We start from the raw sequence: 16,859 nt of genomic DNA, 5'->3' as shown, positions 1-16,859 counted from the left end.
AAATGCGCGATCACCCTCAAATGGAGCAAGGGATTGAAGACTACAACCAAGGTATTCCTGGGACTGGCGGCGGCCGGTTTAGCAGTCGGGGCATATAAGGACATTAGTGACCGAGGTCCGAGTGAGCCGGATTATCCTGCCAGTGCAACGGCCGCGCAGAAAGCCTCGATACTGCTGGAGCATCGAATCAAACGCTCGGATCGTGAACTTGTCGAGGTCAGGGATGGTGGTGATGCGCTCACCATCGTTTATCGGCCGAGGGATAGTCACGATGGTGAGGGTTGGACCAAGCGGGTGCTTATGTCTGCACAGAATGCGTTGACTGCGATCCATGAGGCTCGTCCTGAAGGGGTATCTGTTGTCGTTATTCAGGCGCAGATCCCTGTTTCGACGCCAGGCGGTCCTACGACGTACTCAAACGGCCTTTACCTGACCTATAACTGGAGCGACCTGCAAACCCTCGATTGGTCGAAATGGGTCTTCTGGGATGCGGGAAACCTGCCTCGAGATATTTCCTTCCGCAGGTTCGGCCTGGAGGCAGCGCTTGAGTATTGCGCTACAGGCAGTAATGCGACCAACGTTCGTATCTTTTGCCAGCGGGCTGAAGCCGCTCGCTAATATTTCTGTCATCACCTGAGGCCCCGCTAAATGCGGGGCTTCGTCGTTTTTGGAGTTCATCACTGTGAAACCAGCTTTCCGAATCGTCGCTGACGGTGCCGACATCTCGGCGCTGATCAATGACCGACTGCTGTTATTGCGCACCCTGGACAAATCAGGCATGGAGTCGGATGAGTTCGAGTTGCGCATTGATGACCGAGACGGTGCTGTTGCGCTACCCAAGCGCGGGGCCAAGATCGAGGTCTACCTGGGTTACGCTGGTTCGACCTTGACGCGCTTGGGACGTTACACCGTCGATGAGGTCGAGTCGTCTGGGCCGCCGTCTACGATGGTCATTCGTGGTCGGGCCAGTGACCTGCGCGGCAGCGGCAAAACCACCCGTAGCGGTAGTTGGGAAGATGTCCCGCTCTCGCGCATCGTCGCCGACGTCGCGGCTCGCAATGGTTGGAAGCCCGAGTGTCCGGTCAGCAAAGTCGTGCCCCGTGCCGATCAGTTGAACGAGTCGGACTTCAACTTCATCACCCGGCTTGCGAAAGACCACGATTGCACGGCCAAGATCGCGGACGGCAAGCTGCTGGTCCTGCCTCGCCAGAGTGGTCTGACCGCCAGTGGCAAGAATCTGCCGGCACTCACGATCCGTCGGAGCGATGTGAGCCGCTGGCAGTTCCGTATCGGCGATCACAAAACCCAGAAAGCGGTCAGCACCAAGTACAAGAAAAAGAAAGACGGCGAGCTGGCCACCTTGACCCTGAGCAACGACGACGCCCCGGATGGCCTGCCCTCGGTCCATACCGACCGGCACATCCATCCCAACAAGTCCGCAGCTGAAGCAGCGGCAAAGGCCCGGCTCGCGGCCTTCAACCGCTCGACTGCCGGCGTGCGATTGGAAATGCCCGGCCGCACAGACCTGTTCGCTGAGCGACAGATCAACGCTCGAGACTTCAAGGAGGGCCTGGATGGCGAGTTCCTGGTCGACTCGGTCGAGCAGGTCTTCACCCAATCCGGCTGGTCGACCGCCGTCGAATGCAACGGCGGCAAGAAGGGCAAGGCCAAAGCCAAGGGCAAGAAAAAGAAGAAGGACAAGGAAGTCAAAGTTTTGGATCTCTGAATTACCGCTATCCCGTGCCAACCCACCCAGCCGCTATTCAGCGGTTTTTTTTCGTCTGGAGAAATGTATGACCGCACTCGAAACGCGTGGAGTACGCAACCGAAATCCCGGAAACATCGACTACAGCCCGTCCAACGACTGGCAGGGGCAGCTCAAGCCCGACCCAGCTATCGAGAAGCGGTTTGCCCGCTTCGACGCGGCAGAGAACGGTATCCGTGCGCTGGGCAAGGTGCTGCTAACCTACCAGCGCAAACATGGCCTCAAGACGGTGAAGGGCATCATCAGCCGGTGGGCTCCTTCTACTGAGAACGACACCGCCGCCTATGTGCGGGCCGTCGAAGCGAATACCTCGACCAAGCCTGGTGCCGAGATTGATCTGACCAGGCCTGCGGTAATGCAGGGGTTCGTCAAGGCGATCATCCATCATGAGAACGCCGGGTTTGCTTATCCGGACGCGGTATTGGTGGAAGGTGTGCGCAGGGCGCTGTTGTGAGTCCCGCTGCCTGGAAGCTGACCATTGAGCTGCTGGTGGTTCTGTTGATGATGTTGGGCAGCGCATCGGTGGCTTGGATATGGCAGTCCAACAGCTATGAACTGCAACTGTCCGGTCTGCGCAACCTGCACCAGTCCGACCTGGACGTCATCACCCGTGCTGCCAACGCACGATTGCTGGCGGATCGAGAGGCGCGCCAAGCCCTGGAGCTGCGCCTATCGGCTGCCGAACAAACCCACCACAAGGAACTGACCGATGCACAAAAAGCTCAGGCACTCCTGCGTGATCGCCTTGCTACTTCTGATCTGCGGCTGTCAGTCCTACTCGACACCACGGATCCAGCCAGTTGCCGCGCAGTGCCAACCACCGCCGCCGCCGGCGGCATGGTTCATGGAAGCGTACGTGCCCGACTTGACCCAGCGCATGCTCAACGAATTGTCGGGATCACCGGCGACGGCGATCAGGGATTGATCGCATTGGCAGCGTGCCAAGCCTACGCAAAAGAAGTCTCTACACCGAAGTAAAAGAAGCGGCTGCCCTGGATGCGTCAACATCCAGGGCGGCCGCCGTCCTCGCAGATTGTCCCTGCAAGTCCAGCCAAGGCTCCTGCTTCGTGCACAAAGCGGAGCGAGCCTAGCACCTGTTTATCCATACAGTAAAGGTCTTGCTTATAATGTCTACACCCATCATTCCTTGGATGGGCGGCAAACGCCGCCTGGCCGACCGCCTTATCCCTCTCTTCCCACCCCACGAGTGTTACGTCGAAGTCTTTGCCGGCGGTGCCGCGCTCTACTTCATGCGCCCCCAGGCGGCGCCGGTTGAAGTCCTCAACGACATCAACGGCGACCTGGTGACGCTGTATCGCGTCGTGCAGAACCACCTCGAAGAATTCGTACGCCAGTTCAAATGGGCGCTCAGTTCTCGCCAGGTGTTCGAGTGGCAGAAGATGACCCGCCCCGAAACTCTCACCGACATTCAGCGTGCCGCCCGATTCTTCTACCTGCAGCACCATGCCTTCGCCGGCAAGGTCACAGGGCAGACGTTTGGCACCGCAACCACTGGCCCGGCTATCAACCTGCTGCGTATCGAGGAAAACCTCTCGGCCGCCTGGCAGCGCCTGTCCGGTACCTACGTCGAAAATCTACCCTGGCTTGACTGCGCCGATCGATACGACCGTGCGCATACGTTCCACTACATGGACCCACCTTACTGGCAGACCGCCGGCTATGGTGTCGACTTCCCATTCGAGAACTATGAGCGCATGGCCGACTTCATGCGGCGCTGTAAGGGCAAGGTCATGGTCAGCATTAACGATCACCCGGACATTCGGCGTGTGTTCGAGGGCCTTCACTTCGAGACGCTGGATATTCGGTACACCACGACGAATCAGCGGCAGGGAAAGGCCGAGGTGACGGGTGAGCTGGTGATTATGAACTGGGAGCCCTCCGGCTTGGACGGGCTCTTGTTTTAGAGAATGGAATTAATAATATTTAAACGATGGTGTTTGTCAGGATGAATGGGGCTATTCTTTGGTCTTTTTGGTATAGGAAGAATTCAGCATTCTTATTAGCAAAAAATCTTCTGGGGAATCAATTAGTAGTTCTCCGTCTGGCGCAACGTTAATTTCGCATACTCTTGGGTGGGATAGTACCCCCTTGGGTATGGGGTTCGTTGCATATGGGTTGTGAAGAATAAAAAGTCCGTCCATTAGGTGTTCGGTATAGTTGATTTTTAGTGTTCTTTTGATTGTGGGTGTTATGCTGTTCTCGTTTGGATGAAAGGTTGTGTAGGTTGTTTGGGCGTCTGGGTTGTCGGCTAGAGCCCGGACTTTTCCCCAGGTGGCTAGACAGCTATAAATAACGGCAGATACTTCAGGGTAAGAGTTGTCACAAAATAACCCGACAGGAATATTTGTTTTTTCAGTTTTCGGTGCGCTGTATACGTTGTAACTTACTACGCTCTCGTCATTTATATTTGTTGCGGCCTCGTCATGATAGAGACCGTATAGCGCTGCTAGTATTGGTCGCGTAGACGCTAGATGGGCGGCGGGCCGATCAAAGGATGCAATTGCTATGATGTATGGTCTGTGCTGCATGTGTGGGAGGTTGGAATAGTAGTTTCGGTATCGCTTTATCTTTGAATCGAAACTATTGCAAATCCTCAAGGTTGATTGGATATTGAAATCTGTAAAGTCATCAGGTAGATCTTCTCGGGAGTACCCAAAAGCGGGTTTTCCAGTTTTTTCTTCTGGTCTTGCAATGGCTGCTTCAAGCCCAAATGGAAAAGGACCCTCTACTACAAAGTCAGGTGTGTGGTACTGCATGTCAGTTGTGCAGCCTAGCTCTTTTAGCACAGCGTACAAATACAGCTCCCAAAATGATGATTCGAAGGTTGTTTGAAATTCGATTATGAATTTCCCATCGCGATCTTCAAAACCATCAGCCCAGTGTTTAAGAACTTCTTGCTCGGGCTTAAATCTATCCTCCATGAGCATCTTATAAATGAGGTGTTGTTTTTCTGGGGCTGTTTTGCTATTGAAAATGTCTATCGCCATTTATGTCACTCCTTTAACATTTATTTGGAATGTTAACTGTAGCTCCTGCGTGGTTTTTTGCGACAAAGCCTTGTCCACGGCACATTGGACATTATTCGCGTAGCGCAAAGTGGTCCGTGCATGATATGCATTTTGTGAACGCGGCTGCAGTCAGTAGTGGGCGTGCTCGTTGGTAGGCACTGAAGTCATGATTTTCCAGAGCTATCTGGGCGATCTCGGCAAGCGCTCGATAGGTGCCCGGATCACCTATAATCGAGTATCCCTTTCCTTGGATGCGCTTGCCAGTCAGCACTAAGTCATAGGTGCTGCCGTCAGGCTTCGTAAGCGTCAGTCCGTCCATTGCCCATACATCGGCGCTGATGCGAAACACCAGCCGACGCCCTTCCTTCGCGTCGACCACTTGAGCTGCCCACTGTCCATGGGAGTCGGAGACTGCAGCCGGGTAATAAATCCTGCTGATGAGCTTGCCAATGGATGGGCCTCCTTGCGTGGGCACAACGTCATAGGACCCCGGGGCAGAAAGTTAGGCTTAGAATCAATGAGGGTCTCGACGGCATGCCATTACGCGGCGTTGGCAAGTTCGTCCATTTCCAGCCGCTGGTCCAGGTTGATGATCTGCGCCTTGAGCATTTCCTTACTGAGGGTTAGACAGGTGTTACGGTGCGCCTCCGGACAGAGCATCCGAAATTCGTGATCGTCCAGGAGCTTGCGCCAGTGGTTTAGCCACTCGGATTTGGATCGGGGGTGATCATGAGGTTAGGTATTCAAGATTTCTGTTTGTGCATACAGTGGTTGCGTGCGTAAGAAATTTCGATTCGTGCCGACGAGCTGTCAGTTTATTCGCTTTGATGGCCGGGATTAGCCGGGGCAAGGCTGAGTTGTTAGGGGTGCTGGTGCCCAGCATGACCTCACTACTAACTCTTTTGTGCCTAGACTTCGGTGGCCGCTTTTGACGCCGAAGCTGATGTCATTGCCGATCAGGTGGACAGGGTTGTGGCAAATTGGTAACTTTTGGTGCGTTCGTTCCACCCAACAGTCTTGTCACTTAATCGCGAGAACGGAATCTGTTTGATGAGTATAAAATTTTTGGAGAGCCACTTCGACAAGGTTGTCTATTTGCAAAACCTTCTGTCCGCACGTGCTACTGGGAATGCGGCGGACCCAACAGATTATCTCCAACTGAGGCATCAGCTCTTAACTGACTCAGAAATTGGGCATCGACTTCCGTCGTTTGTTAAACAGCACGGAAGCTTGGATTCGTTTTGGACCTGGATCAAGCAAAAATTCCCAACCTATGCTGAGCGCAGAACCTATCTGTCTGAACAGTTCACTCCCTTACTAGATTCGCTGAATCTGTCAGGGTACGAAGGCTTTCCTCCGGTACAAGCCGCGAAGCCCGTGCACGCAACCACATGGTCATCGTCAGTCCCGGTCGTCGCAAGGAACAAACGAAAGGTGTTCATCGTGCATGGGAGGGATGACCTTGCTAAGTACGAGGTAAGTCGGTTCATCGACAATCTCGGTTTAGAGGCAATAATCCTGCATGAACAGGCCAACGCTGGTCTGACGATCATCGAAAAGATTGAGCGTTATACCAACGAAGCGGACTTTGCTCTGGTGCTGTACACGCCCTGCGATCAGGGGCGGGGATATCACGAGCAGAAAGAAAACCCGAAGGACCGAGCTCGGCAGAATGTCGTTTTTGAGCATGGTTATCTGATGGCTAAGCTCGGCAGGGAAAACGTATGCGCCTTAGTCAAAGGCAAAATTGAGACACCGAACGACATCAGTGGTGTGGTCTATGTACCTCTGGACCAGGCCGGGGCGTGGCAAAAAGAGATCGTCAAAGAGCTTAAGGCTTGTGGATATACGATCAAGAATTGGTAGCAGCGAGCTTAGTTGCTCAATCTCAATTAGGTCGCATCCTGGGGGAAATATGAGCTTGATTGAAGAGGCACTTGAGGCGGAGCTGCCGAAGCTGGCTATGGATTTCTTCGTCGTTTTCTCTAGATTCGAGTGCGCGCTGAAGAGGTCTGGAACGTATGCAATTGGCAACGACGATGGGGTAGCTCCCGACTGGGACGGATTCTCCCGAGACCTAGGCCCGGGGTTCCTAAACAATGTCGTTGCCCAAGGAATTGCTCCTGCTTTAGTTGGCAATCCGCCCAAAAAACAGGTGAAGCTCGCCAATGGAATGCTTGGATGGAAAGATATGGGGGCAGTGGATAGTACGGCTGATCTCTTTCTTGCGATTCGCCGAGTGAGAAATAATCTCGTACACGGCGCGAAGTATCAAGATGGCGGGGCTGGTCATGCGGATTTCGTTGAGGGCTCTGAAAGAAACGACGCTCTTCTTGGCCAAGCACTGGCTGTGATGACCTTTGCTCTGGAAACTCGCCCAGATATCCAGGTTTTTTTTTCGTCGCGACTGAATGATCGATTGTGAGCGATATCCCCAACTGTTTTCGCAAACTCATCCGTATCTTGGTAGCTTCATAGGCTTCCTACTAAAGGCGTTGAACTGAAAGATGTAACCCCAGCTATCTGTGTCATCGCGAACATGTCTGCATCCAGCCTGACGGTATCGCTTACCCCATCATCACTTGAGTTCTCTTAGTGGCCGAAGGCGGGTTGTCGAGAGAGTTTATATTGATATTCGTCCGGTTTGCTGGTGCCTAGCTTGATTTCCCCACAGTTGAATAGCCAATTTCGACCCACAGATATACCCTCTTCCCAAGCGCCAATCATGCCTAAACCGGAAAAATATCATTTTCCGTAAGCTGCCCTAGCAGCTTCAAAAGGAATAACATTATCATGCGACACTGCGAACAATGCCGGTAGCAATTTATTGTCATTGGTTACAATATTATATTCGGAGCAAAGCGAGGCTAGTGAACAATCAGTAAGACCATACAGAAGGAAATCATTCAGGCCGGTATCGACTCTCAAGTTGGTTTTAATCTGAGTAAATGTTGAGAAATAATATTTTGCGAAGTCGAAAGCTTTATGTTTTGCATCTCCATTCAAATCAATTAAATTCGAAACCTCGGCTGCTATGTACGGAGTCAAGCAGATTTCACTGTGGGCTTTCATTACTTCTAGAAGTACATCAAAATCATCGGATGTATAGCTATTCAGTCGATTGGAGTTTTTAATGTGTCTTCTTTCTTCAATCGAGCCAATAACCAAAAGTAAAAAAAGATTGGTGTCTATGATTAGCTTTCGGCTAGCCAAATTATTAATCCTCCTTGTATCGTTTAAAGCCCCTGAATTGACCGCTTTGAAAGTCAACAAGAAACACTTTGTACTCTCTTCTTTTTCCAACTAGGTTGGCTAGTACATCTATGTTGGTTAGACCTTTGGGTGATCTGGAGATGTTAGGAATTCTTTCAAGATTGTAGCTGTACGTAACTTCATAAAGCTTGTTATCTGATGAAATTAAGACCCCTTCAAGGGTAATATCTTTTGCGCCTGGAACCAACCTCTCAACCTGTTCCCTTGCTACAGCAATAGCCCTATCGAAATCTACCATCATTCATCCGTCCCTAAAAATTTCTCTAGCCACATACTGCCATTATCGGATTTGCTTTGAAAGGCTTGTAGAAGCTTCCTCGAAGCTAGTCCTTTATGGCTAGCGACTAATATTTATATTCCCCATCATCTGGATTGCCGGCGGCCACCAGAAACTCCTGGCGGGCGAGGGCGCGCAGGCTGGCGGGGGCGCCTTGGGCGCGGGTGCCGGCCTCGGGATTGGCGCGCCAGAGTTGGATGGCGAGGTAGATCAGATAGGCCGCGCCGAGGATCTTGATGCCGTAGAACAGCAGTTCCGAGGTTTGTAGTACCACCGCCAGGCCCGCCGAGGCCAGGGCGATCATGCCGGCAAAGGCTACCAAGCGGCCCAGGCCTGCCAGGCACGAGGTGCGAAAGCCGTAGCGCGTCGAGTTGCTGACTGAGAGCAGGTTGTTCGGACCGGGGGCCATGTTCAGGGCGAAGCATGCCGGGAGAAAAAGGATCAGGGTCGACAGGTTCATGGCGGGCTCCAGAATCGAGAGGCGGGGGAATTAGACAATAGCGACAAGTATTGGCCCAGCGCCAGATCGCCGGACGCTGTACCTGATACTTGTCACGCAGCTGTACCGTACAAAGTTGGGTAACGGCAATAAATCCGGCCTCTACAGGCGCTTTGTGCCGCACGCAGGATTGTGTCCCGACACGGACCTTGTCAGCAGGGCTTGCCCTAATATCCCCATCAGTTAAGGCCGCTTGAGGTCGAGCGCGATTTTGTGGCGAGCGGGCTTGCCCGCGCTCGGCTGCGTAGCAGCCGTAAAACCGATCATCGTGTTCTACCTGACACACCGCAATCACCGGTTTCAGGGCCGCTTCGCAGCCCAGCGCGGGCAAGCCCGCTCGCCACAAATTTCAGCCAGGCTTGAGATTGTTCTTAACTGACTGGTATTCAGACCTGCCCGCGAAGAGGCCCTTGAGGCCACAAAAAACTTCGCAGACAAGTCCAATCGTCTGGCTGTTTTTTCAACCAGGCAGGACAGTTCCCTATTCTCTTGACTGGGATTTCCTGGCAAATCCCAGTGTGCAGTCCCGCTGACTGCCCCTTTTCCCCAGCCAGATTTCAGCTGATATAGCCGTAGACGCCATCCCATAGCAGCTTCATGGCGGTGACGACCAGCAGGCCGTAGCAGGCGCGATACATCTGGCGCTGGTCCAGTCTTGCGTGCAGTCGCCAGCCAAGCCATACCCCACTGGGAACGGCGAGCAGGCAGATCAATGTCAGGCTCAACACGTTGCCTGTGGGTCTGGCGAGGATCAGCCAGGGCACGGCCTTGAGCAGGTTGCCCACGGTAAAGAACATGCTGGTCGTGCCGGCATAGACTTGCTTGCTCAGGCCGAGCGGCAGCAGATAGATCGCCAGGGGTGGACCGCCTGAGTGCGCGACCATGGTCGTGATGCCTGATGTGAGTCCTGCAACCACCGCCTTGGGCGACGAGCGCGGCTGTACCCTGACTTCCCCGCCGGCCTTGAACCAGAGGCCGACAAAAATCAGCGTCACCACGGCCATCACAATGCCGATCGCACGGTGGTCCATGATGCGGAAGAGCAGATAGCCGACGCCGATTCCGACGACAAGGCCGGGCACCAGCAGGTTAAGGTCCGGCTTTGACCAGGTGGATGGCTTCCAGTAGCGCAGGCCGAACAAGTCCATTGCGATAAACAAGGGCGCAAGCAGGCCGCCGGCGGTGATCGGGTCCATTACCAGCGACAGGAGCGGGATGCCGACAATGGCAAAGCCACCACCGAACGCGCCCTTCATGAAGCAGATCAGGAACACTCCGGCGAAGGTGACAAGGAGTGTGGTGGTAGTCAGTTCCAAGGTGTTGTCTCCTTCTGCCGGATGATTTGAGAAAACTTCCGCCGTGAGGCGAGGTAAGGGGCGGAAATGGCGGCAGTCGTCATAGCCCAAAGGGCTCTTGCATGACTGATGCAAGGGCCTCGTGACCACGTTCGCGAAGGTGCGAGATCGCGGACAGGCGGTCGCGTGTTTCCTTGTTCTGGTTGAGCTTGCGTTTGCATTCGAGGCGTTGAAGTTCGATTTCGATGCCGACGATTTTCGACACCATTTCATCCAGATATTCCCGCGGTGCATCGCCCATCCTCCAGGGCCTGCTTTCACTGGATTCGTGGTGGCGCGTCAGCAGTGCCAGCGTGCGGCGCAGGAGTTTTTCTTCCTGCATCACGCGCATGACGCCATGCACCTGTACCACTTCGTAATTCCACGTAGGAACCTGGCGGTGCGTTTCGTGTTTGGATGCATAGCCGTTGGGCGAGACGTAGGCATCTGCGCCGCGGAAAATGACCATGACCGGCTTGCCGTCGGGGTTGCGCTGCCACACCGGGTTTGCACGAGCCACGTGGGCGGTCAGTAGTCCGTGGGCGCCTTGGTGAGGGTCAAAGTCAAAGGGGATGTGGTCTGTGTCCATGCCGGTTTCCCCCAGCGTCACGAGAATACCCAGGGGATGGTCACGGATGATTCTGTGCAGTTGTTCGGGGCGGCGCTCTGCAAAGTGTTCGGGAATATACATGGGGCGTTCATTTCGGATGGGGGAGAGCCCATAATCTCGATCATGACCTGCACAATAAAAAGTGCCAGTTTTGAGGTTTTTCCATGGACCAGTTTTCAACCCGCTCGAATCCGTCCACCCGAGGTACGGAACGTCGGCTCTACGCCAAGCTGCGCGCGCAGATAGAAGATGGCACGCTTGCGGCAGGCGCGAAGCTGGTGTCGACGCGGGTCATGGCCACTGAACTCGGTGTGTCACGTACCACTGTGACTGCGGCCTACGAGCAACTGGCCGCCGAGGGTTTTGTCGTGACTGCGGCGGGAAAGGCCGCGAGGGTCGCGAGCGTAGGGAGTGTCCAGCCCGGGCAGGTCAAGGCGGACCTGGCGCTGCGCGAACCACTGCCGCCTGCGCTTTCCCTTTACGGGCAGCGTGTTGCCAGTCTGAAACCCTACAGCGTGGCGTCTGCGCTGGCCCGCATCGATTTCAAGTACGGCTCGGTCGCTTCGAGGGATTTTCCGGCGCTGGGTTGGCAGCGTGCCTATCGCGCCGAGTTGGTCAAGCGTCAGCCAAATCTCTATTACGGCCAGCCCGAAGGGGAGGAGGGCCTGCGCGGCGCGCTACAGGGTTATCTGCGACGCGCACGAGGCCTGGTGTGCGATGTGGAACAGATTCTCGTCGTGCATGGCTCACAGCAAGGACTTGATCTGTGTGCCCGGCTTCTGTTGAATCCGGGGGATGCCTTCGTCTTCGAGGAGCCGGGCTACCGCATGGCCAGGTATTGCTTCGAGGCCACGGGCGCGACGGCGTTGCCCATACCTGTCGACGTCTCTGGATTGGATACCCGCGTGCTACCGGACGATGATCGCGTGCGGTTGGCCTATGTGACGCCGTCGCACCAGTTTCCCATGGGCGCAGTGCTCCCCATCGCTCGTCGCCTGGAACTGCTGAGATGGGCGAGTCGGCATCGCGCCTGGATCATCGAGGATGATTACGGCGGCGAGTTTCGTTATGGTCAGCGTCCCATTGACGCCCTGCAATCGATGGATGCCGAGGCCCGCGTGATCTACGTCGGAACCTTCTCCAAGGCGCTTTCGCCGCAACTCAGGCTGGGGTATCTGGTGCTTCCGTCGGAGCTGATCGAGGTTTTCCGAGAGGCCAAGCGACTGACGGATCGTCACTCCGCGCGCTGGGAGCAAAACGTGCTCGCTTCGTTGATCGAAAGTGGCACCTATGAGCGCCACGTGCGCCGCCTGCGTCGGGAGAACGAGCGGCGGCGACGAGCGCTGCTGGAGGCCGTTGAGTTGTATCTGGAGGGATGCGGGCAACTGGTTGGCATGGCTGCGGGTCTGCATGGCGTGTTTCTGATGCCGGCACTTCGTGCTCAGGATGAGCACCGGCTGCAGGCAGCGTCGCTTGAGCGTGGGGTCGGTGTTTATCCGCTCTCGCCGCTGTTTGCCGACCAGGCGTCGACAGCGTACGAGAGACCTGCGGGACTCATCTTGGGGTATGCGGGCCTGACGACGCAGGCGATTCATGAGGGGATTGGTATTCTCGGCCGGGTGATTCGGGACTTTATGGGTGAGTCTGGAACCCGGGATGGTTGAGTGTCTGGTCCCGTGCACCATGACTCTTCGAGACTGAGCACCTAGGAAAACAACGATGCCTCTCCACTTCAGACCATTGCGGTAATGTCAGGACTCTTTGCCATCTTCACCTCGCGCTATGCGGTAAGGCGCTCCCATTGTTTCTTGAATCTTGGCTTTGGATTCCAGGTATGGAGTTTCACCGCGTTCTCCTGATACCGCAGTAACGTCAACACATCCTGGAAGCACTAACGCACAGAGGGTGATCAAGATGAAGCGAAGCATATTGTCTTGTCCATTCCGTGCAGTAGAAGTTGCCTTGTTGCCTGGGTATTTTTCTTATACGTCAAAAATAACGCGCAAATGCGGACTTCTCAGCACGCTCGCCGGCGTGACGGTGCGTCGCTGCCAGGGAATCCTGCCGAAATACCAGACGCGCCAGAACGCGAGCTTCGGATCGGGATTGTCTTGCAGTAACGTGGCGAAGGTCTCTACGTCGCCGAGCTGAATGTCTGTCGCTTCCTGGATGACTTCACGAACAAAACGAGAACAGAACTGGCGCCGCGAGCTGATGTTGAAACCGGTGTCGTAGAAGGTCCCCATCCGGCGATCCGCCGCAGCCGCCAGCAGGCTGCGATGCCGGTCGTCGAGCGGCGTGGTCAGTCTCGCGACTGCACAGCGTCCGTGCTCGGAACGTTCCAGGAAGCGGGTCATCGGCGTGGTTCGGGCAAAAGGAAAGGTGCTCTCGGCAATCAGGGGGTCATCATCACGGTTGTCGACGACGACGCCCACGTGGTTGGTCCATGAGTTCGTGGCGTTGGAGACTTCTAGGAAGGGACGGGCGGTGACGCGGATGAAAACCAGGTCGCCGACTTGTACATCGCCAACCGTTGGCCCAGCCACTGGCAATGCGACACGTGAGTTTTTGTGCGCGCCCTGCGAACGTATGACGCTGTTCATCCCACTGTTTATGGACATGCTGGTCTCCCTGTTCTTGTGAAGGGCCAGTATGGGAGGAGGGTGCATCTTTCACACCTTTATCCTTTTTATTTCCTTATGCTGATACCTTCAGTATCGGATTCCAATACTTTATGGCCGCCATTACCCAGCTCATCGCGACAATCAAGCAGCGCCTCAAGTCAGCGGGAATGACCTATCGCGACGTTGCACAAGCCCTGGACCTTTCAGAGCCCAGCGTGAAGCGCCTGCTGGCCAGTGGGCGGCTGACGGTCGAACGCCTCGCCCAGTTCTGTGATCTGCTGGGGCTGACGATGGCGCAATTGCTTCAGGAGGCCGAGTCGTCGGCGCCGCGCCTGCAAATGCTGACGCGTGAGCAGGAGGCGCAGCTTGTCTCGAATGAGAAGTTGTTGCTGGTGGTCGTGTGTGCGCTGAATCACTGGTCGCTGGAAGACATGGTGTCGGCCTATCGCCTGTCGAAAGCCGAGTGCATCAAGCACCTGCTGGTGTTGGAACGGATGGGACTGGTGGACCTGAAGCCAGGCAACCGCATCAGGCTGCTGGTGGCGCGAGACTTTGACTGGCTGCCGGACGGTCCGATTCGGCAGTTCTTTGTGCAGCAGGGGTTGCCCGATTTCATGGGCAGTCGGTTTGGCGCGCCTGACGAAACCCTGGACTTTGCCCATGGCATGTTAACCCAGCCTGCCTATGCCCAGTTGCAGGTTGAAATGCACCGATTACGTCGCAAACTGGCGGATCTTCACGCCGAATCCTTGAGTGCTCCCTTGTCCGAGAAGCGCGGCACGGCGCTCCTGCTGGCCATGCGGGTATGGGAGCCGCAGGCATTCAGAAAGCTGAAACGGCCGGTGCCGGGCCACGCTCAGGAATAAGTAGCTGTTTTCAAAGAAATTTGTATGCCTTGGGGCTTCCCAGACGGCGCGAAAGTTGATAAATTTCCGTCCGTTCTTGCAGTGAACCTTTTCAGGTTCGTCAGCTGCAACGTCAACAAGCGGGTGCCAGGCACTCGTCGCAACAGATACAGGGGCGTCGCCAAGCGGTAAGGCAGCAGGTTTTGATCCTGCCATGCGTTGGTTCAAATCCAGCCGCCCCTGCCATTTTTCTTCTCGTAGCATTGCTCAAACAGCGATTGATACGAGTCCCGGGCAAGCTGTCTTGCCGAACAATCAGGCCACCCGATTTCTTCCCAGGGACTTTGCCTGGTAGAGCTGTTGATCGGAGCGTTTGATCAGCGCCATCGTCTCGCTGTCCGATGACTCAGCCAAACCAATACCGATACTGATGGTGACCTGTCCGACACTGGCAAAGTCCGCCTTGGCAACGGTGGCGCGGATCTTCTCGGCAACGGCCTCGGGGCTATTCGGCTCCTCGACCTCGGGTAACAGCACCGCAAACTCCTCGCCACCGTAGCGGGCGACGAAGTCCGTGGCGCGGATGCTCTCCTGAATAAGCCGGGCCAACTGCTGCAGCACCTGATCGCCGATGGCGTGGCCATGGCTGTCGTTGACCCGTTTGAAGTGATCGACATCCACCAGCAACAGGGCAAACGGACGTTCCGTGCGACGGAACAGCAGGTTGCACTCGGCCAGTTTTTCATCGAAGCGCCGACGGTTGTAAACGCCGGTCAGTGCGTCATGGGTGGCCATTTTCAATAAATCGGCATTGGCCTGGGTGAGGGCGGCAGTGCGTTGGGCGACGGTGGCTTCAAGCGACGTATTGGCTTGCTGCAGTTCGTGCTCCTTGCCGAGTAACGATTGGGTCATGCCTTGAATGGAGCGCCCGAGCTGGGCAATTTCCAGGACAAAATGCTCCTGGGGGAAGCTCGCGCCGGGCTGTTGGTTCTGCACCCGCTTGGCCGATTCGGCCAGTTGCTCGATCGGACGGCTGAGGTACAGCGCCAGGTAATAGGCGACGAAACCGAATGCGACAGCGGCAAGAACCCCCAGCAGCAACAACTTGTAGAGCAGGATGCGCGCGGGTTGAAGAGCGATATCCAGTGGCTGGCGAACCGCGATGTACCAGGCCAGTCCTGAGTTCGACGGGGTCGGTACCCTGACCGCGCTGGTCACATAACCCTTGCCCACTGTCCAGACCGGTGCGTCGGGGAGGTTGTCCTGCGCCGTCGGCAGGTTGGACAGCTGTTCTCCGGCGAGTGGTTCCGGGTAGAGGATTTTGCCGTCGGTGTCGACGATCAGTGCCTCCATCTCCGGTGTCAGTTCCTTCATCACGGCCGATTCGACAACGTGCGTCACCCAGCTCCAATGGGCGTGCGCGCCCAACACCCCGATGACCTGGCCTTCGGCATTGCGGATGGGGGCCGCGAAATCAATGAATCGAGAAGGCTCGCCGTTGGCGGAGCGGGGTAGCAACTTGGCCAGCAGGACCGCCTCGTGTGGATCGCCGGTGTAGTTACGCTGTAATCCTTCCTGGAACCAGGGGCGTGCCTTTACCGACTGGTTGACCAGCAGGTTATTCACCGATTGCCGTACACGCCCGCTGACGTCAGCCACCCCCATCCAGGCGTACTCGGCGCGGGATTGGGCGCGCAGTTCCATCGCCATCAGGATGTTCGGATCGTCCAGGTCGCCACGCCTGAAGAGTGGCGATCGACTGAGCAAGGAAACTTCCAACTGACGTTCACTCAGTTGCGAACCCAGCAGCGCCGCTGCTGACCTGGCGGTGCTCAACAGGGCATTGCCGCTCGCCTGTTTCATCTGCTCGGTGGCGATATGGCCGACATAAAAGCCTACGCTCACCAACGTCAGTAATGACAAACCGGCAAACCATAAGGTCAGGTGACTACGCAGACTGGCTTTGATCATGGGCAATATCTGAAGTGTTCAAGTCACAGTATGGTATGCGTAATCAAATGGGTGTGGCCATATCCTGATGATGTTTAAGCGTTGAAAAACAGGGACTTCAAGATTCCTTGCGAAGGGCTCGTATCGCTGTCTCAGGCCTTGCCGGTTGCGAGCCGCTGGCGCATCTGTTCACTGGCTGCGGGCCCTGCCTGCACCGTGCTCCGGCTCAACGGCACCGAACGGCCATCGACAAGATCCGCCATCATCAATTGCAGGGGACGTCCGCTCTCGCGTTCGACGATCTGCACACTTTCTCCTTCCGGCGCGTAGTGACGATTGCCCCATTCCACAAAGGCCAGGAGCACCACGCGAAAATCCTCGCCCTTGGCGGTCGGCACATATTCATGGCGCAGCGGGCGCTGGCTGTAGGGTTGGCGTTCGAGCAGGCCGGCGTCCACCAGCGCATTCAGACGCCGGGTCAGCATGTTCGGGGCAATCTCCAGGCTGCGGGAGAATTCGTCGAAGCGTTTCAGGCCATGCAGCGCGTCGCGCATGATCAAGATATTCCACCACTCGCCAACCCGCTCAAGGCTGCGGGCAACCGGGCATTCGGCCTGGCTCAGGGTTTTGCGTTGCATGGAGGCTCCTGTCGG

The 16,859-nt window shown here is 55.9% G+C and carries 17 protein-coding genes, 1 tRNA gene and 1 pseudogene; 10 read left to right on the top strand and 9 right to left on the bottom strand.

Annotation, left to right across the window (positions count from 1 at the left end; all coding sequences use genetic code 11):
* Nucleotides 1–33 precede the first annotated feature (33 nt).
* The 5 genes from HX866_RS12730 (at nt 34) to HX866_RS12710 (ending at nt 3,690) form a co-directional block, all read left to right on the top strand.
* On the top strand, nt 34–618 hold the full coding sequence (locus HX866_RS12730; RefSeq protein ID WP_177139875.1) for a hypothetical protein: 585 nt from the start codon (nt 34–36) through the stop codon (nt 616–618).
* 64 nt (nt 619–682) lie between these two features.
* Nucleotides 683–1,726 carry a phage late control D family protein gene (locus tag HX866_RS12725; RefSeq protein ID WP_177139874.1) on the top strand — a complete coding sequence of 348 codons (1,044 nt, stop codon included), beginning with the start codon at nt 683–685 and terminating at the stop codon, nt 1,724–1,726.
* A 67-nt stretch (nt 1,727–1,793) separates the two neighbouring features.
* Nucleotides 1,794–2,219, top strand: coding sequence for a structural protein (locus tag HX866_RS12720; RefSeq protein WP_177139872.1), 426 nt, complete (start codon nt 1,794–1,796; stop codon nt 2,217–2,219).
* Entirely contained in the window at nt 2,216–2,743 is a 528-nt protein-coding gene (locus tag HX866_RS12715; RefSeq protein ID WP_371319251.1) for a lysis protein, read from the top strand. The genes HX866_RS12720 and HX866_RS12715 overlap by 4 nt, the downstream gene beginning before the upstream one ends.
* Nucleotides 2,744–2,892: 149 nt before the next feature.
* Nucleotides 2,893–3,690 (top strand): DNA adenine methylase, encoded by a 798-nt coding sequence (locus tag HX866_RS12710; protein ID WP_177139870.1) that lies wholly within the window; start codon nt 2,893–2,895, stop codon nt 3,688–3,690.
* A gap of 51 nt (nt 3,691–3,741) precedes the next feature.
* Here HX866_RS12710 and HX866_RS12705 read toward each other — a convergent pair whose 3' ends face one another.
* Nucleotides 3,742–4,773 carry a glycosaminoglycan attachment site gene (locus tag HX866_RS12705; protein WP_177139868.1) on the bottom strand — a complete coding sequence of 344 codons (1,032 nt, stop codon included), beginning with the start codon at nt 4,771–4,773 and terminating at the stop codon, nt 3,742–3,744.
* Nucleotides 4,774–5,844: 1,071 nt separating this feature from the next.
* Here HX866_RS12705 and HX866_RS12700 point away from each other — a divergent pair.
* On the top strand, nt 5,845–6,660 hold the full coding sequence (locus HX866_RS12700) for a TIR domain-containing protein (protein WP_177139866.1): 816 nt from the start codon (nt 5,845–5,847) through the stop codon (nt 6,658–6,660).
* 49 nt (nt 6,661–6,709) lie between these two features.
* The gene (locus HX866_RS12695; RefSeq protein WP_177139864.1) at nt 6,710–7,219 is read left to right on the top strand and encodes a hypothetical protein; all 510 of its coding nucleotides are present in this window, start codon (nt 6,710–6,712) and stop codon (nt 7,217–7,219) included.
* A 320-nt stretch (nt 7,220–7,539) separates the two neighbouring features.
* Here HX866_RS12695 and HX866_RS12690 read toward each other — a convergent pair whose 3' ends face one another.
* The 5 genes and pseudogenes from HX866_RS12690 to HX866_RS12670 form a co-directional block, all read right to left on the bottom strand.
* On the bottom strand, nt 7,540–8,007 hold the full coding sequence (locus HX866_RS12690) for a hypothetical protein (protein ID WP_177139862.1): 468 nt from the start codon (nt 8,005–8,007) through the stop codon (nt 7,540–7,542).
* Nucleotides 8,008–8,011: 4 nt separating this feature from the next.
* Complete coding sequence (locus tag HX866_RS12685) at nt 8,012–8,308, bottom strand: hypothetical protein (RefSeq protein ID WP_177139860.1); 297 nt, start codon at nt 8,306–8,308, stop codon at nt 8,012–8,014.
* 127 nt (nt 8,309–8,435) lie between these two features.
* Nucleotides 8,436–8,804: pseudogene (locus HX866_RS12680) on the bottom strand (LysE family translocator); the annotation flags it as partial.
* 596 nt (nt 8,805–9,400) lie between these two features.
* Nucleotides 9,401–10,159: a sulfite exporter TauE/SafE family protein gene (locus HX866_RS12675; RefSeq protein WP_177092164.1), complete on the bottom strand. Its 759-nt coding sequence runs from the start codon at nt 10,157–10,159 to the stop codon at nt 9,401–9,403.
* Between the two features lie 79 nt (nt 10,160–10,238).
* Complete coding sequence (locus tag HX866_RS12670) at nt 10,239–10,868, bottom strand: FMN-binding negative transcriptional regulator (protein WP_177092163.1); 630 nt, start codon at nt 10,866–10,868, stop codon at nt 10,239–10,241.
* Between the two features lie 83 nt (nt 10,869–10,951).
* On the opposite strand from HX866_RS12670, the gene pdxR reads away from it, so the two are divergent.
* On the top strand, nt 10,952–12,451 hold the full coding sequence (pdxR, locus tag HX866_RS12665) for a MocR-like pyridoxine biosynthesis transcription factor PdxR (RefSeq protein WP_177092162.1): 1,500 nt from the start codon (nt 10,952–10,954) through the stop codon (nt 12,449–12,451).
* Nucleotides 12,452–12,769: 318 nt separating this feature from the next.
* Here the strand turns inward: pdxR and HX866_RS12660 are convergent, their stop codons facing one another.
* Nucleotides 12,770–13,408 carry a YebB family permuted papain-like enzyme gene (locus HX866_RS12660; RefSeq protein WP_177125214.1) on the bottom strand — a complete coding sequence of 213 codons (639 nt, stop codon included), beginning with the start codon at nt 13,406–13,408 and terminating at the stop codon, nt 12,770–12,772.
* A 113-nt stretch (nt 13,409–13,521) separates the two neighbouring features.
* Between HX866_RS12660 and HX866_RS12655 the strand changes: the two genes are divergently transcribed.
* Both HX866_RS12655 and HX866_RS12650 read left to right on the top strand, forming a co-directional pair.
* Complete coding sequence (locus HX866_RS12655; RefSeq protein WP_177139858.1) at nt 13,522–14,277, top strand: helix-turn-helix domain-containing protein; 756 nt, start codon at nt 13,522–13,524, stop codon at nt 14,275–14,277.
* Between the two features lie 150 nt (nt 14,278–14,427).
* Nucleotides 14,428–14,502, top strand: a tRNA-Gln gene (locus tag HX866_RS12650).
* 69 nt (nt 14,503–14,571) lie between these two features.
* Here the strand turns inward: HX866_RS12650 and HX866_RS12645 are convergent.
* Nucleotides 14,572–16,227, bottom strand: a complete 1,656-nt coding sequence (locus HX866_RS12645) for a sensor domain-containing diguanylate cyclase (protein ID WP_177125216.1) — start codon at nt 16,225–16,227, stop codon at nt 14,572–14,574.
* Nucleotides 16,228–16,358: 131 nt separating this feature from the next.
* Nucleotides 16,359–16,844 (bottom strand): winged helix-turn-helix transcriptional regulator, encoded by a 486-nt coding sequence (locus HX866_RS12640; RefSeq protein ID WP_177104897.1) that lies wholly within the window; start codon nt 16,842–16,844, stop codon nt 16,359–16,361.
* Nucleotides 16,845–16,859 lie beyond the last annotated feature (15 nt).

It is taken from the genome of Pseudomonas gingeri (assembly GCF_013386165.1).
Classification (GTDB): Bacteria; Pseudomonadota; Gammaproteobacteria; order Pseudomonadales; family Pseudomonadaceae; genus Aquipseudomonas; species Aquipseudomonas gingeri_C.
This window is presented reverse-complemented; position numbering and strand designations above follow the sequence as displayed.